Below are 16,738 nucleotides of genomic sequence, written 5' to 3' on the forward strand. Positions count from 1 at the left end.
TTAACATTTTTATATTTAATACATCTTTGTTATGTGTTGATTTTGCTGAGTTCTGTCATGAAGAATAATTTTTGTTTTTTTTTGCAAGAGATCATTTTTTTGTCATTCGAGCTGTAGATTTAACCGCAAAGTTCGCAAAGGTTTATGCAAAGAACGGAATGAATAAAACTCTGCGCTCCTTGCGTAGATCTTCGCGCTCCTCGCGGTTAAGTACAAAAAAAATCACTCGAAAAGAGTGATTTTAATGGTTTGTGGTTTTTTGGTTTAGATAATTTCATCATGAACGTGAAAAAAGACTCGCATCGATTCTAATGCTTTACTCATTTGGTTCCTGACTGTATTTATAGAGATGCCGAGTTCCTGACTAATTTCTTCGTAACTCATGCCTTTCTTTCGTGACATTTTAAATATTTGCTTTCGTTTTGGAGGAAGCTGCTTCATGGCCTGCTTTCGAAGCTTTTTACAATCGGCTTCCCGAATGGAATAATCTCCATATTCATGAGATTTTTGACTTTCGTAAAAAATAGCTTCTTTAAGAGCCAAATCGTTTGCAGCTTTATTTAGGGTGTTAAAAGCCTGATTTCTTGCAATGGTAAAAATGTAGGCTTTAAATGACTGATCTGGATTTAAGTTTTCGCGATGCAACCAGACCTTCATAAAAACATCCTGTACATTTTCTTCAGCTGCTTCTTTCGATTTTAAAAGACTAATGCTGTAACCATAGATATCCTGATAGTATAAATCAAAAAGTTGGCGAAAGGCTTTTTCGTTCCCATTTTTGAGTTCACTAACTAATAATTGTTCGCTATGGTTTTTTGTTTCCAGCAATTTAATTAGTCTTTGTTTAATTCTAATTATAGTTTATCATCAAACTGAAGGGCTTGCGTTTGACTTGGTAGCAAATATATAAAAATATTATTCGCAACAAATTATATATAAAAAAACTTAATTCTGATTTTTATAACAAATTTTGAACGAATGATATAAAAACAGCCCGAAAGTCGCTTTTTACCAAGTAAGTGTATTTTTGACGCTTTAGTAAAATGTTATTTAATTTAGAATTTGTCTTTTGAGAATATTCTTATTTGCGAAAATGAAAATGTAAAGGGAATGGCAAAAATAATTCAAAAAAAAATCCTTTTGTCTTCAATTGAAAACAAAAGGATTCTATAATGGAAATTAAAATATAACTAGTTTTTAAGATCTTTAATTACTTTAAAAGCAACATCAACCTGATCTTCTCCCACTAAAATGGTGAATTCATTTGAAGTCGAAATTACTTCATTGATGATAATTCCTTCCCAGGCTAAACGCTGGAAAATGAAGTAATAAATACCTGGAACTACGATGTTTTCTTTTGGTAATTTTACGGTAATTGAAGCTAAATTATCTAATTTCTGAATTAGTTTTTCGCGCATAAAGTGCTTTTCAACTAAATGATTAACGCTACTGCTGACAACGATATTCGTCTCATTTACACCACGAGATGAGGTGTAGAAAATATCAGATAAAGCATTAATATCAGAAATTAAATCGGCTTGTTTATTTAATACAGTTTCTGAAGCTGCAAAAGTGTAATCCGTCAACTCAGAACGAACGGTAATTTCACCAATATTCTTGATTACTTTATTGATTTTATGGTTCAATTTAAAATCTAATTCTTCAGTCAGTCTTTTAAGTGACATTACTACAGCGCCTTGTTTTACTTCTTTGCCAAATTCACTTTCCAATTCGGTCATAATGTTCCGGGAAAGAGAGGTTAAATTAATAATTCCTAATGATAATGCATTTAATAAAAACGGCTTTGTTTTGATGTAATTTTCGACGATTGAAGAAACGGTTTTCATAATTTTTTTTCTTTTTTTTTGTAACGTAATTGTGTTGGTTTGGTTTAATAGTGATGTTATAAATCTTGACAAAGATAAATAAAAAAACAATTTGTTACAATTATAACAATGAAAAAATATGTTAAAAATGATAAAATGCGTCGGTAAGATGTTCAATTGCAAATGTTTCGCCGTCTTTATGGATCGCAATGATGTCAAAACGGACTTGCATTGCATCATCAAAATCCATTTCCCTATCGTTTATGTAGGCATTTACTGCTTTTATGAGTAACTGGATTTTTTTGGGTTTCACAAAATCCTGTGGATCTCCAAAATCTAAACTCGATCTTGTCTTCACTTCAACTATGGCTAAGTAGTTATCTTTTTGTGCAATAATATCAATTTCGGCTTTCTGAAAAGTCCAGTTTTGATCCAAAATTTCATATCCGTTTTCCTGGAGGTATTTTGCGGCCAGTTTTTCTCCTTCTTTTCCTAGTTCATTGTGTTCAGCCATTTTTTTTTAAGTTTTCAGTTGCAGCTGTGCAGTGCGCGTTAGTAATTTCACGCAAAGACGCAAAGTCGCAAAGTTTTAATTTACTTTGCGACTTTGCGTCTTTGCGAGATTATTATATGTGGTATTTAAGGCTTTTTCAATTAATGAATAGCCAGCGGAATTTATTTCTTAAAACTAAGCGTACTTCCTGATGCATTTACATCAATAGTTACAGTATTTCCCATAATCAAGGCTCTGTTATCCTGAATATGTCCTGCTGGGAAATTGAAGATTACAGGAATATTATATTTTTTGGTTACGTCGTCGATAATTTCGACAGCATTTTTACCCCAGGGAACTTCGTTATCTTTCATTTTTGTCATTCCTCCAATAACAATTCCTTTCAGACTTTCGATGCATCCGTTGCGACGAAGATTCATCATCATACGATCGATATGATAAAGGTATTCATCTAAATCTTCTATAAATAAAATTTTATCCTTACAATCTATAGCCGATGGAGATCCTAATAAACTGTATAAAATAGATAAATTTCCCCCCACTAATTCACCGGTTGCTTTTCCGAAACGATTCATTCTGTCCGGACCAACTGAGTAAGATAAAGGCTCTCCAAACAAGCTCGCTTTCATAGAACTAATAGCTGCCGGAGTTGCTCGCGGAATCGTTACAGGCATTACACCATGAATCGATTTATAACCCATTGTATTTAAATGGTTATGCAAAACGGTCACGTCACTAAAACCAATAATCCATTTTGGATGTTGTTTGAATTTGGTAAAATCCAATAAATCAAGCATTCTCACAGTTCCATATCCACCACGAACACACCAAATTGCCTTAATATTCGGATTATCCAATTGTTTTTGAAAATCAGCTGCACGCTGTTCATCTGTTCCCGCTAATTGATTAAAATCAAGTCCAATTGTACTTCCAACAACAGCTTCTAATCCCCAACTATGCAATAAATCTATAGTAGGTTTAAGGTTGTCGTCGATATTTTTTCTGGCAGTTGCTAAAAGTGCTACAGTATCTCCTTTTTGTAAATAAGGTGGTGTGATCATGTTTTGTTGAGATTGACAGGTGAATGATTGTAAAGCAAAAATAAGAAATACGAATTTACATCGTATAGAGAGTTTCTTTAAGTAACGGATATTTTCCTTTTTCATATTTTCCTTTTTCGTTCGCTTAAAATTATAAAATTATTTTTTAAATCGGTTTTGGGTAGTATCAGCCACCATATTTGGTTTGTAATTCTTCTAACAATAGCATTAATCCTTTGTCTGCTTCTTCAGCCTGAACATTTGCAAAAATTATAAATGCTTTGTTGATGCTTTTACAAAGATACACTTTGGTCAAAAAAGTTCCGGGATTTCCATTGTGAAAAGAATATAACAATTTACTTTTTTCGTTAATTTCTGAATTCCATCCGAAAGAAAATTCAGGTAAACCATAATGCATTCTTTGAAATTCTTCGGTACTTAAGGCTTTCGATTTTCCTTTTAAACCCTGAAGTTGCATTTGGATAAATTTACAATAATCCGGCAAACTAACACTTATATTTCCTGCTGATGAAAGCCAGTTTAGTTTGTAGTTTAGGGACGGTTCTTCAGGCTTTAAATCTTCGTCGTGTCCCCAAGGCTGATTAATATCTTTTAAATTCGGCTGACCAAATTCAAAATGGATGTCTAAGCTTTTCCCTAATTCCTTTTCTAAATTTTCATAAGTCTTTCCAGATGCTTTTTCGAGCATTAGTCCCGCAGCAACATAACTTGGATTTGACCAATAAACATCTTGTTTTTCTGAAGCTGGTTCTTGTTGTAAAAACCAACGAATAAATTCATATCGCTGCTGCTGATTATTTCCTTTAATTTCATTTTGCGTTGGTGTTTCATTTCCGTAGGACCATGTATTAATTTTAGCTCTAAAAGTGATGAAATCCTGCAAAGTGAAATCATAAGTAGCTGGATTACTTTTTACTTTTAATTCAGGATACAAATCAAAAAATTTCGTATCCCATTTAATCTTTCCTTCTTTAACTAAAACCGTAGCCAAGTAACTGGTAACCGTTTTTGTTATCGATCCCAAACGAAATTTATCCGACAACTTAGCCTTAAAATTAGTATTGATACGCTGATATCCTAAAGCTTGAATTTCTATAATAGAATCTGACGAAACTACTGCATACGCCAATTCCGGAATATGATATTTTATTCTAATGCTGTCAGCAAAGGAGCTGTTCTTTTGTGAATGAGAAATTTGGAAAAAGAAAGAGAGTGCAAGAGCGAAAAGCAATTTTTTCATTTTGGAGAAGCCGTAAATTAAGTAAGCAAGTTACGAGAGATTATAGGATATACAAACAAATTGAATAAATATTTTATTAGAATTTTCTTACATTTTAAAATATTTTTCATACTATTGAATCCTAAAAAAATTAACTCATGCAGATTATTAAATTCCGTTTTTATCTGATTATTCTATTTTCTATTTCACTTCAGGCGCAATCCAAAAAATATATCATCCACACGGTTGCATTTTACAATTTCGAAAACTTCTTTGATACCAATAATGACATCAACACAAACGATGACGAATGGACGCCAACGGGAGCGCAGCATTGGACAGAAGAGAAATACCACCAAAAATTAAGAAATCTTTCCAGAGTCATTTCTGAAATTGGAACACCCGAGAACCCAAATGCAGCAACAATTATTGGAGGTTCTGAAATCGAAAATCGGGGAGTTTTGGAAGATTTGATTAAAGAACCCAAACTGCTTCCTTTTGATTACGGAATCATTCATTTTGATTCGCCTGATAAACGCGGAATCGACGTTGCTTTACTGTATCAAAAGAAATATTTCAAACCAACTTCATTTTCTAATATTCCGTTATTAATTTATAAAAATAAGGTCGTAGTAAAGGAAGAGAAAAAGGAAGAAACTGATGATGAACTTGAAGATAAAACAGAAATAACAAAAGATAATAACCGTGTTTTTACCAGAGATCAGCTTTTAATAACTGGATTTTTAGAAGGTGAGGAAATAAGTGTTATTGTAAATCACTGGCCGTCAAGATCAGGCGGAGAAAAAGTTTCGAGCCAATTTCGTGAAGCAGCCGGAAGATTAGATAGAAAGATTATCGATTCTCTACAGCGAATTAATCCAAACGCCAAAGTTTTTACAATGGGCGATTTAAATGATGGCCCTTTTAATAAAAGCATTAAAATAGCTTTGGGAGCAAAAGCGAAAAAAAGTGAAGTTCCCGAATTTGGTATTTTCAATCCCTTTGAAGAAATGGCTAATAAAGGAATGGGAACTATTGCATTTCGGGATTCCTGGGATATTTTTGACCAGATTATGATGACAGAATCCGTTATAAAACCCAATTATTCCGCTTTTACGTTTTGGAAAGCAGGTATTTTTAACCGGCCTTTTTTAGTTCAGACTTCTGGTCAATACAAAGGATATCCGCTTCGGCATAGTCAAACCGAAGTCGGTTTTAGTGATCACTTTCCGGTTTATATTTATTTGATAAAAGAAAAAATTTGAAATTGTAGAGGGCACAGCAGTGCGTCTAAACATTTTCCATTTACGAAAGTGACGCACTGCTGTGCGCCTCTACAAAAACTTTTCCTTAACTTAGCTACTCAGAAACTTAGTATCTTAAAACATGTCAATAGCAAAACCTTTCAATCTTACAAAATGGATCGACGAAAACCGTCATTTATTAAAACCACCAGTTGGAAATAAAAATCTCTATGTTGATTCAGGCGATTATATTGTAATGATTGTTGCGGGTCCAAATGCCCGAAAAGATTATCATTACAACGAAACCGAAGAGCTTTTTTATCAACTCGAAGGAAGTATAAAAGTAGTAATTCAGGAAGATGGTGAACGCAAAGAAATGGAGTTAAATGCCGGAGATATGTACCTGCATCCTGCTAAAATTCCGCATTCTCCAGTTCGTTCTGCGGGTTCAATTGGCTTGGTAATCGAGCGCAAACGTGCCGGAAAAGGGTATACTGACGGATTGCTTTGGCATTGTGATAACTGCAATCATAAATTATACGAAGTGTATTTTGAACTGCATAATATCGAGAAAGACTTCTTGCCGCATTTCGAACATTTCTATAATTCAGAAGATTTAAGAACTTGTGATAATTGCGGAACTGTAATGGAATCTGATCCGAGGTTTGTCGCGAAGAAGTAGTTTAATTTTTAGGAGCTAATCCCGCTATCCATTACAATCTTTTGTGCCGAACCCCGGCACAAAAGGATTTCCACTTCTATCGGGGCTAGGGCACCCGTTTTCAAAAGAAATTTTAATTTTCAATTATCATAATCTTTGTCTAAGTTCAAAACTTTGGTAAAGATCGATACCAATAAAATCTTTTAATCTAAATAATCTGTGGAAAAAAGATTTACAATTCAAATCGTTTCCCTTGCTCCGGATAAATAATTTGTACTCCTAAATCATTCTGATTCTTAATTTGTTCTTTAAGCGTTAAAATATTTTTTGTTGGCGGTTTTAAATGCGTCACGATAATTTTAAAACCTTTCAAAGTTCCTTTTCCAGCTAACTCTTCTAAAACGTGAAGTTCTTTCATCAAATAATTTGGGGTTAAATGCCCAAATAAAAATTGGTCCGGCTGTTCGTTCGGGAAGGATACTTCAATAAAAATTCCTTTTAATTGTTTGCTTTTTACAAGTGGTGCAATTGCTGTCCATAAATCTTTCAAATCATTACTTTTTTCAACAGCATCAGGTCCGGTATCTCCTAAATATAAAGCATAAGCATCTCCATTTTTAATTAGAAAAGCGGTGCTCTCAAAAGGATTGACATGGCTTAACGGAAAAGTTTTAACTGTCATTGTAGTATTGGTGATCGGAGTTTCTTCGCCAATATTTAAAGTTTGGAAATGATATTTTTTCAAGGGTTTTCCGGGACCTATATCTCCAAAATTAGCCCAGGTCTGATCATTAAAATAATGGTTTTCCATCATTTCCATGCACTTACTTGTAGCGTAAACGGTCTTAGACGAATCGGCTGGTGAATTAATAATCAATCCTGAAACATGATCCAAATGCGCATGCGAAATGAAATAGCCTTTTATATATTTTCTCAAAACTTCGCTCGTTGAGACTTTGAAAGTTTTATTTTCAATTGCTTTTTCAATTCCGGCATTTATAGTTCCGGCGTCTAAACTGATATAATCGTTTGTATTGATTGGAGCTAATAAATAGGCTGATAGATTTTTTTCATCAATACCACCTTTTACTCCCAAAGGAACAACCTGAAAAGAAGGTTTCTCTGTTTTTTGCGAGAAAGCATTCAATGAAATTAAAAGGAAACAAATCAAAAACCGATTGAAAATGGTCATATCTAAATAATTTTGTAGTGCAAATTTCATGAATTAAAGCGAATAAATCGATCCATATTTCCAAAATTCATCATAAATAGCACTAAATTTACTTTGTTTTTAATAATAGAATTGGATCAGAATTCAACGCGAAATAATATCTTTACAGAAAAAATATAACAATTTTAACTAAAAAAGTTACAATGACAACAATAGCATCGCAATTTGGAATGAATGAGGCTCTGGATAAATTGGGCATCAAATTGATAAATGACGGAACATCAACAGGTTTGCAAAACTTTTCATCAGGAGAAATTCTGGATAGTTTTTCGCCAGTTGACGGAAAATTAATTGCTTCGGTAAAAATGTCAACACAGGAAGATTACGAAAAAGTAATGCGTTCAGCAACGGAAGCATTCAAAACATTTCGTTTGATTCCTGCGCCACAACGTGGTGAAATTGTACGTCAGTTTGGAGAAAAATTACGTCAGAATAAAGAAGCGCTTGGTAAATTGGTTTCTTATGAAATGGGAAAATCATTGCAGGAAGGCTACGGAGAAGTTCAGGAAATGATCGATATCTGTGATTTTGCAGTTGGATTATCAAGACAATTGCACGGCTTAACAATGCATTCTGAAAGACCAGGACACCGTATGTATGAGCAATATCATTCGTTGGGAGTTGTTGGAATTATTTCTGCATTTAACTTTCCGGTGGCAGTCTGGTCCTGGAATACGGCATTAGCATGGATTTCCGGAGATGTTTGCGTTTGGAAACCTTCTGAAAAAACACCTTTATGCGGAATTGCGTGTCAAAATATTATAGCTCAGGTTATCAAAGAAAACAATCTTCCGGAAGGAATTTCATGTTTGATTAACGGAGATTACAAAATAGGGGAGTTAATGACAAAAGATACTCGTATACCCTTAATTTCTGCAACAGGTTCAACGCGAATGGGAAAAATCGTGGCACAGGCTGTAGCCGGACGTTTAGGAAAATCATTATTAGAGCTAGGAGGAAATAATGCGATAATTGTAACTCCGGATGCTGATATTAAAATGACCGTTATTGGAGCTGTTTTTGGAGCTGTAGGAACTGCAGGACAACGTTGTACTTCAACGCGTCGTTTAATTATTCACGAAAGTATTTACGATAAAGTGAAAGATGCTTTAGTGGCAGCATATAAACAATTGCGCATAGGAAATCCGCTTGACGAAAACAATCATGTCGGACCACTTATTGATACTCACGCAGTTGAAATGTATGCAATCGCTTTAAACAAAGTAGTTGCTGAAGGCGGAAAAATTCTGGTTGAAGGCGGAGTACTTTCAGGAGAAGGTTACGAAAGTGGCTGTTATGTAAAACCGGCTATTGCTGAGGCTGAAAATTCTTTCGCAATTGTACAACACGAAACATTTGCTCCGGTTTTGTACTTAGTTAAATATTCTGGTGAAGTTGATAATGCAATCGAAATTCAGAATGGAGTAGGACAAGGATTATCTTCTGCAATTATGACCAATAATTTACGTGAAGCCGAAAGATTTTTATCTGTTGTAGGTTCTGATTGCGGAATTGCAAACGTAAACATCGGAACTTCGGGAGCCGAAATTGGTGGTGCTTTTGGAGGAGAAAAAGAAACCGGAGGAGGTAGAGAATCTGGTTCTGATGCCTGGAAAATTTATATGCGTCGTCAAACGAATACGATCAATTATACCACAAGTTTGCCCTTGGCACAAGGAATTAAATTTGATTTGTAATAAATCTTCAAAACTTACATAATGTAAAAGGCTTCCAAATTTGGAAGCCTTTTATTTTTGAAAACTGTTTTATGAGTTTTATTTTTTAAGAATGGTCTGATTGAATGAACCATCATTCGTATACACTTTTACTAAATAAGTTCCCTGAATAAGGTTGCTTAAATCGATACTTTCAGTATTTTTTCCTCCACTTTTAACTAATGTACCAGACATATTGTAAACCTGAACTTTTTCTACTGTTTGAGCTGATTTTGAAAGGTATAAAGTATCAGCAACCGGATTTGGATATAAAAGTATTTTTGCAGTTTCTGGTTCTGCAACAACTTCTGTTGTTTGTGCCATGCGAGCTGTACCGCCAGTATAATGTGTACTAATGTAAAACAAGTTTGCAACAGATCCTTTTGTAATAGTATTTGAGCCAGCTGGGATTGAAGCTGTAACAATTCCGGCAGCTGCTGTATAAGAAACGTTGTTTACTTTAATTGTTCCTGTAAAATTTGAATCAAAAACCAAAGTTAATGTTGATGCACTTGTAGTAGTATAAGTAATCGAAGTGCTTGATTCAATTTTTAAGCGTGCTGTCAATGTCAATCCTGCATAAGTTACAGATCCGGGAGTCGAATTCATGTTTCCTGTAATAGTATAAAAGGAACTTGTTTTTCCTGAAGTGGTAAAGTTGTGAATTTGATCTCCACTTGGTGTTCCGGTTGTAACCGTAATTGTCCCTGAACCCGTTGCAGGTGTTCCAGTACCAGTCGTTGCAATTGAGTAAGACAATGTTGCAGTTGGAGTTCCGGTAATTGTGATTGTTTTTGCCGTTGTATTTTTTACAAAGCTAATTCCTGAAGCTGGTAGTCCAGTTACAGTAGCGTCTGTTGCAGTTCCTCCCCAAGTGAAAACAATTGAACTGATAGCCGTACCACTCGCAACTGTTTGATTGTTGTTGCTAGTTGAAGTTAGTGTTTGAGTTCCTGCCGGATTAACCGTAATTGTTCCGGATCCCGTTGCAGGCGTTCCAGTACCAGTTGTGGCAATTGAGTATGATAATGTTGCCGTTGGAGTTCCTGTAATAGTGATTGTTTTAGCTGTAGTATTTTTTACAAAACTAATTCCCGAAGCTGGTAATCCAGTTACAGTAGCATCTGTTGCATTTCCGCCCCATGTAAATACAATTGTTGCAATGGCAGTTCCGCTTGTTACGGTTTGATTATTATTACCTGTAGAAGTTAATGTTTGAGAACTTGCTGGAGGATTTCCTTCTCCCTGTACCGCAACAAGAGTTCCTGAATAATTTGTCAATGTCGATTTAAGAGTAGTAATTACAAGTGAAGATTTGTCATCTACACTATTGTCAAAAGTCCATTTTAAATCTCCTCCAGAAATACGTCCTGCATATTGTGTCGTTTTGGTTTTTGCCGTTGCAGGCTGATCCACCACTAAATTTTTAACGTATAAGGAAGCATCAGTATCAAAGTTATTGTAAACATTTGCGCCTGATTTAGATTTAACAGCGCTGCTTACCGTTTCGCCTCTTGTTGTGGCTACGTAAGCATCAAAATCAGTAGTTGAACTAATTTTCCCTGCAATATTGTATAAAGGATTTGGATCATTATAAGCGACAAAACGCATGTCATTTGTTCCAATTGAGGCATCAAAAGTATTATTGAACGCTTTGATTGATCCACCAGCTTCACCTGAAAAGGTTCCCATTGTTCCGGCATTATTTACCTGATTTGCTTCGTCCCATATATCCGTTCCTTGTAAAGAGGTAAGCATTGGATTTTTGCTATTGCGGAAATAATTTCCCTCAATAAATAAAGAAGAACCTAATGTTGATCCTGAGCCATATTTAGAAACACCATCAAAATAGTTATTATAAATATGGGCTGAATAATAACGTACACGAGGGTGACGAGAATCAGAGTGGTCAAACCAGTTGTGGTGATACGTTATGTATAAACCACTTGTTGTTCCTTCGCTAAGTCCAAGTAGACTTGCTTTTCCGCTATCCCAAAAGTGATTGTAAGATAAAGTAATGTAAGTTGAAGTTTTATTATCAAGTGCTCCGTCTCCTTTAATTTGGTCTGCATCGCTTCCTGCATTTCCATAAAACAAATCGCAATTATGAACCCAAATATGATCATTAGCTTGTTGCATTCCAATATTGTCTCCTGCAGTACTATTACAATTCATAACACCAATATTGCTAACTTCTACATTAGAGGCTGATTTAAGTCGGATTCCCCAGCCATTTGCAACAGCATCTGTTCCTATACCTTCTAAAGTAATATAGCTTGATGCGTTATTGGCGTTTTCGATAACGATGTCTCCGCCTTCCATTACGGTTAAGTCGGTAATATTTCCTATCAATCGGAAAATAAACGGACGTGTGTCTTGTCCTTTTTTGATAGCGTACAAAATGTTTTGTAAACCAACGCAAGGATTTGAGCTCGCACCAGTGATGTTCATCGAAATGGTGTTTTTAGTATTTGGAGTAATGTAGGCAATTACCGCATTGTCTTTTGGAGTTCCATCTGCTTTATATCCTCCGGGAACGCGACCGCCGGAAAAAGCGAAGCCATTACGGTCCTGCGCGGCAACAGTTAAATTACCGGTTGTTGCTCCGGTTCCTTCAACACCAGAGATTACTGGTTTTACTTTTACCGTATAAGTTCCGGCTTGCAATCCTGGAATATCAGCTCTAAAATAACTTCCGTAACTACGAATAAGCTGATCATCAATTTTTTTGTCTGTCACCCCTTGACCGGTGTAGTAGACGTTGTACGTTTGTGCTCCGCTAACGGGCTGCCATTTTACAAAAGCCGACTCCAGCCAGCCAGATGCTTCGTTGATTTGAACTTGTTGTGCCCAAATTTGAATGGTAATAAAAAACACAGTCAGAAAAAGTAGGTTTTTTTTCATAATTGTTTTGGTTTAAGTGGTTAAATAGTTAATGTGGTTTTTTATCTTTTACATTTTATTCTTATTTGTAATCGATTACACAAAAATATATGATTTTTTCAAATTCCTAATATTTTTGTAATAAAAAATAATATTGTGTAAAAAATTACGCTTTGTATTTGTAATAATGTAATAAATTGCATTAATTGTAATTTATTACATACAAAAAATAAACCGTGAAAAGTCTTAATTTTATTAGCTTTCCTGAATTTGAAGAATGCAACTTTATTTTTGCAAAAGTCTTTTTCAATTTTAAATCGATTATTAGGACACAACTATATTTTTGAATGAAAAAGATTACTTTTTAATTTTTTAAGGCAGTAAATTTTCATTAAAAAAGAATTTATTCGATTACTTTTTTAATGGCTTAACTTAAAAACATTCTTCTTTTTTAAGAAAGAGGATAAAATGAGGAGGTAAAATTAGCGCATAAAAAAAGCCTTTTTGAAAACTCAAAAAGGCTTTAAATATGTTGAAGTAAGTTTTTAGTCTTTGCTTGACAATTTAGATAGTAATCTTAAAAATTCAACGTATAACCAAACTAGCGTGATCATTAATCCCATAGCGCCAAACCATTCCATGAATTTTGGCATTCTTTGTTGAACTCCTTTTTCGATTTGATCAAAATCTAAGAACAGATTTAAAGCTGCAATAATAATTACAAATACACTAATTCCAATACTCATCATACCGTTTCCGTAATGTACCGGTGTGAAATTGAAAATTAGAGAAGCTAACCATGAAAATAAATAGTAAGTTGCTATTGCCAGTGTAGAAGCAATAACAACAGATTTGAATTGCTCCGTAACTTTCACAATTTTAAATTTATATAAACCTAAGCAAACCAAGAAAGTTACTAAAGTTGCGCTGACAGCGTTGACAACAATTCCAGGATATTTTATTTCAAAAATAGCAGAGATTCCTCCAATAAATAGACCTTCAAATAAGGCATAACCTGGGGCCAAATAAGGAGAAAGATGCTGTTTGAAAGAAGCTATAACAACCAGAATTAAACCAATAATTGCGCCACCAAAAGCTGGTACAATAGGATTCATTCCGTTAAATGCCATCCACCATGTTACCATAGCAGCAGCTGTCAAAATTAAAAATAAAATAGCTGTTTTATTGATCGTACCTGACAAAGTCATTTCCTGATTGTAATCAATAATCTTTGCTTCGTGCACTTCTTCAGCTTTTGAAACAGCATTTGATGAAAAACGCTTGTCGCTTAAAAATGGATTTTTTGAATTGAAGTTCATATTTCTAATACATTTAATTGTATTCAAATATATGGAGTTTTTTTGAAGTGCAATTGTTTGCGTTAAATTTTTAACATGAAATTTTCTTCGCTCTAAAAAGTCGTTAAAATAAAAAGTCCATCAAAAAAACTCTTGATGGACTTGTATTTATTTTGATGAAATTTAGTTCAATAAATCTAAAACTAAAGATGGAAATAAACCTAAAACAATATTTAATACCATTGAAACGATTGCAACAGCATAGATAAGGAATGGTTTTCCGGTACGTTCCTGATTTGGTTCTTTAGAATACATTGCTAAAATCAATTTGAAATAATATCCAACACTTATAATTGAGTTGATAACAGCTACAATTACTAAAGCGATGTAACCAGATTCGATTGTTTGGTTGAATAAGAATAATTTGGCAAAAAATCCAGAGAAAATTGGAATACCTGCCATTGATAATAAAGATCCAGTCAAGATCGCTGCTAATAACGGATTAGTTTTTCCTAAACCGTGAAAGTTGGTAATATCTTCGTTATCCTGATTTTTACAAACGTATAAAATAACACTAAATGCAGCGATTCCCGCTAATGCATAAGCAGCTGTATAGTATAACAATACTCCTGCTGACGTTGCAATTGTCAATAAAGTCATCAACATAAAACCTGCATGTGAGATTCCTGAGAATGCCAACATACGTTTTACATTTACCTGACGTAATGCCATAATATTTCCAACAGTCATAGAAGCAATAGAAATGATAACTACGATAGTTTCAAAAGTTGGTAATAAATCTTGATTCTCAAGTGATGGAATTAAATTCAGCGCTGAGATTAATTTATATAATGTTGCAATAGCTACAACTTTTGCCAAAGTACTCATTAAAGCAGTTGTCAATGCAGGTGATCCTTCATAAACATCCGGAGCCCAAAAGTGAAATGGAACTGCAGCTACTTTAAACAACATTCCGATTACCATCAAAACCATACCAATAGGGAACCATATTGGTAATTCAGCAGATAAAGAACTTTCGCTGATTTCAACTACATCAAAACTTCCCATCGCACCGTAAATCAAACAGATACCAAAAAGGATAATTCCTGATGCAAACGATCCCATCAAAAAGTATTTCATACCAGCTTCGTTACTTTTCAAATTCAAACGCTCACTTGCAGCAAGTACATATAAAGCAATTGATAGAATTTCAATCCCTAAGAAAAACATTGCTAAGTTTCCAAAAGAAACCATTGCAACTCCTCCAGCCAATAAAAATATTTTTATAGCTACAAAATCTGAAATTTTGGTTGGATGGTTTTCATAGAAATTATGACTTAATGCCACTAGGAAAATGGTCAGGATGATGAACAATGAAGAAAACGCAGTAGAGAATTTACTCACTGTGATCATATTGTTGTAGTAACTTTCTGTTGATCCAAATTCAGAAAAATTAATTGCCAAAACGCCCAATAAACCCAAAATGGTAATTGGAACAATGGCTTTTCTTAAATTAAGAATTTCAAATAATAGGCAGAAAATACCCAATCCTGTTATAGCTATTAATGTATTCATTTTTGCTTTTTTGATTTAGGAAACTCAAACTACAAGTGTCCTAATTTATTTTTATTTAAAATATTAATTTTTATTGATAACGTTCAAAATCGTTTCTAAACTTGGTGTAATCAAATCTGTAATTGGTTTTGGATAAAATCCGAAGAAAATTAAAACAGCGATAATTACAACTAATGAAATTCCTTCATTTACAGTTACATCAGCAAAAGTTTTCGAATTCGTTTCTCCTAACATCACACCCTGAAACATCTTAAGCATATAGTAAGCTCCTAAAATAATAGTTGTTCCACCTAAAATAGCGAAGCAAATATTGATTTGAGAAAGACTATACAAAACCGTAAATTCTCCAACGAAGTTAAAAGTACCTGGCAAAGCTACAGAAGCTAAAACCAAAATTAGAAACATAGAAGTGAATTTTGGTGATTGTGTGCGGATACCACCCATCTCTGAAATGTTTCTTGTTTCATATCTTCTATAAATGATTTCAGCTGCGTAGAATAATCCAACCACAACAAAACCGTGAGCGATCATTTGTAAAACAGCTCCACGTAAACCGTCAACGGTTAACGTATAAGTTGCCGCAGCAATTAAACCAACGTGAGCAAGAGAAGAATAAGCCAATAATTTCTTCAAATCTTTTTGTCTTAAGGCAACAATTGATCCGTAGATTACACCAGCAACTCCTAAAGCAATGAAAATATGCATGTATTCTTTTGCAGCAAGAGGCGCAATTGGCAATTGCCAACGAATAACACTATATAATCCCATTTTTAGCATGATACCTGATAAAAGCATAGTTCCAACGGTTGGTGCTTTTTGGTAAACATTCGCCTGCCAGGTGTGGAAAGGAATAATTGGAATTTTGATTGCGTAAGCTAAAAAGAAAGCTAAGAATATCCATAACTGCTCACCGGCAGATAAGTTTACTTTGTATAAATCCTCGATTAAGAAACTTCCAGCTTTTTGGTATAAGTAAATGAAAGCTACTAACATGAACAATGAACCTGCTAGTGTATAAATAAAGAATTTAACGACTGCTTTTCTGCGTTCTTCAGCATCTCCATTACCCCAAATAAGTGCAATAAAGTAAATCGGAATTAAAGCTAATTCCCAGAAAATATAATATAAAAGACCATCTGCAGCGAGGAAAGTTCCTGTCATTGCAAAAGCCATAAATAATATTAAAGCATAAAAACTTTTAGCATTTTTATATTCATTCCCAAAAGAAGAAAATATAATAATTGGCGTTAAAGCTACCGTTAATAAAAGCATAGCAATTGCCAATCCATCAGCATTTAAAGCAAATGAAATTTTAGGTTGTGTAATCCACGCATTTATTACACTGATGTCTTCACCAGCACAGAAATGGTTTAACAATACAACCGAACAGCCCAAAGCTGCCAAACTAAAGAACAAAGCTACTTTTGATGCTAGTTTATCACCAACAAAATAAGTGGCAAATGCACCAATTAAAAGAATAATTAATATAAGAGAAACGTTCATAGTTATAA

The 16,738-nt window shown here is 34.2% G+C and carries 13 protein-coding genes; 3 read left to right on the forward strand and 10 right to left on the reverse strand.

What is annotated here, in order from left to right; translation table 11 throughout:
* Window positions 1-264: 264 nt before the first annotated feature.
* The 5 genes from BUA98_RS03185 to BUA98_RS03205 all read right to left on the reverse strand — a co-directional run bounded on the left by BUA98_RS03185 (window position 265) and on the right by BUA98_RS03205 (window position 4,641).
* Window positions 265-828, reverse strand: a complete 564-nt coding sequence (locus BUA98_RS03185; protein ID WP_072970186.1) for an RNA polymerase sigma factor — start codon at window positions 826-828, stop codon at window positions 265-267.
* Between the two features lie 362 nt (window positions 829-1,190).
* Window positions 1,191-1,847 carry a hypothetical protein gene (locus BUA98_RS03190; protein ID WP_008466087.1) on the reverse strand — a complete coding sequence of 219 codons (657 nt, stop codon included), beginning with the start codon at window positions 1,845-1,847 and terminating at the stop codon, window positions 1,191-1,193.
* A 121-nt stretch (window positions 1,848-1,968) separates the two neighbouring features.
* Window positions 1,969-2,340, reverse strand: a complete 372-nt coding sequence (locus tag BUA98_RS03195; RefSeq protein WP_072970187.1) for a YraN family protein — start codon at window positions 2,338-2,340, stop codon at window positions 1,969-1,971.
* Between the two features lie 161 nt (window positions 2,341-2,501).
* On the reverse strand, window positions 2,502-3,401 hold the full coding sequence (locus BUA98_RS03200; RefSeq protein WP_072970188.1) for a S66 peptidase family protein: 900 nt from the start codon (window positions 3,399-3,401) through the stop codon (window positions 2,502-2,504).
* Window positions 3,402-3,567: 166 nt separating this feature from the next.
* Complete coding sequence (locus tag BUA98_RS03205) at window positions 3,568-4,641, reverse strand: serine hydrolase domain-containing protein (RefSeq protein ID WP_086065136.1); 1,074 nt, start codon at window positions 4,639-4,641, stop codon at window positions 3,568-3,570.
* Window positions 4,642-4,778: 137 nt separating this feature from the next.
* On the opposite strand from BUA98_RS03205, the gene BUA98_RS03210 reads away from it, so the two are divergent.
* Window positions 4,779-5,885, forward strand: a complete 1,107-nt coding sequence (locus BUA98_RS03210; RefSeq protein WP_072970189.1) for an endonuclease/exonuclease/phosphatase family protein — start codon at window positions 4,779-4,781, stop codon at window positions 5,883-5,885.
* Window positions 5,886-6,006: 121 nt separating this feature from the next.
* Window positions 6,007-6,546 carry a 3-hydroxyanthranilate 3,4-dioxygenase gene (locus tag BUA98_RS03215; protein WP_072970190.1) on the forward strand — a complete coding sequence of 180 codons (540 nt, stop codon included), beginning with the start codon at window positions 6,007-6,009 and terminating at the stop codon, window positions 6,544-6,546.
* Window positions 6,547-6,757: 211 nt separating this feature from the next.
* Here BUA98_RS03215 and BUA98_RS03220 read toward each other — a convergent pair whose 3' ends face one another.
* Complete coding sequence (locus tag BUA98_RS03220; RefSeq protein WP_072970589.1) at window positions 6,758-7,717, reverse strand: MBL fold metallo-hydrolase; 960 nt, start codon at window positions 7,715-7,717, stop codon at window positions 6,758-6,760.
* 182 nt (window positions 7,718-7,899) lie between these two features.
* On the opposite strand from BUA98_RS03220, the gene amaB reads away from it, so the two are divergent.
* Window positions 7,900-9,453, forward strand: a complete 1,554-nt coding sequence (amaB, locus tag BUA98_RS03225) for an L-piperidine-6-carboxylate dehydrogenase (protein WP_072970191.1) — start codon at window positions 7,900-7,902, stop codon at window positions 9,451-9,453.
* 78 nt (window positions 9,454-9,531) lie between these two features.
* On the opposite strand, the gene BUA98_RS03230 is transcribed toward amaB, so the two are convergent.
* The 4 genes from BUA98_RS03230 to BUA98_RS03245 form a co-directional block, all read right to left on the reverse strand.
* Window positions 9,532-12,375: a pectate lyase family protein gene (locus BUA98_RS03230; protein WP_072970192.1), complete on the reverse strand. Its 2,844-nt coding sequence runs from the start codon at window positions 12,373-12,375 to the stop codon at window positions 9,532-9,534.
* A gap of 524 nt (window positions 12,376-12,899) precedes the next feature.
* The gene (locus tag BUA98_RS03235; protein ID WP_072970193.1) at window positions 12,900-13,673 is read right to left on the reverse strand and encodes a Bax inhibitor-1/YccA family protein; all 774 of its coding nucleotides are present in this window, start codon (window positions 13,671-13,673) and stop codon (window positions 12,900-12,902) included.
* Between the two features lie 162 nt (window positions 13,674-13,835).
* Window positions 13,836-15,227 carry an NADH-quinone oxidoreductase subunit N gene (locus BUA98_RS03240; RefSeq protein ID WP_072970194.1) on the reverse strand — a complete coding sequence of 464 codons (1,392 nt, stop codon included), beginning with the start codon at window positions 15,225-15,227 and terminating at the stop codon, window positions 13,836-13,838.
* 63 nt (window positions 15,228-15,290) lie between these two features.
* Complete coding sequence (locus BUA98_RS03245) at window positions 15,291-16,730, reverse strand: complex I subunit 4 family protein (RefSeq protein WP_072970195.1); 1,440 nt, start codon at window positions 16,728-16,730, stop codon at window positions 15,291-15,293.
* Window positions 16,731-16,738: the final 8 nt, after the last annotated feature.

The organism is Flavobacterium saccharophilum (genome assembly GCF_900142735.1).
Classification (GTDB): Bacteria; Bacteroidota; Bacteroidia; order Flavobacteriales; family Flavobacteriaceae; genus Flavobacterium; species Flavobacterium saccharophilum.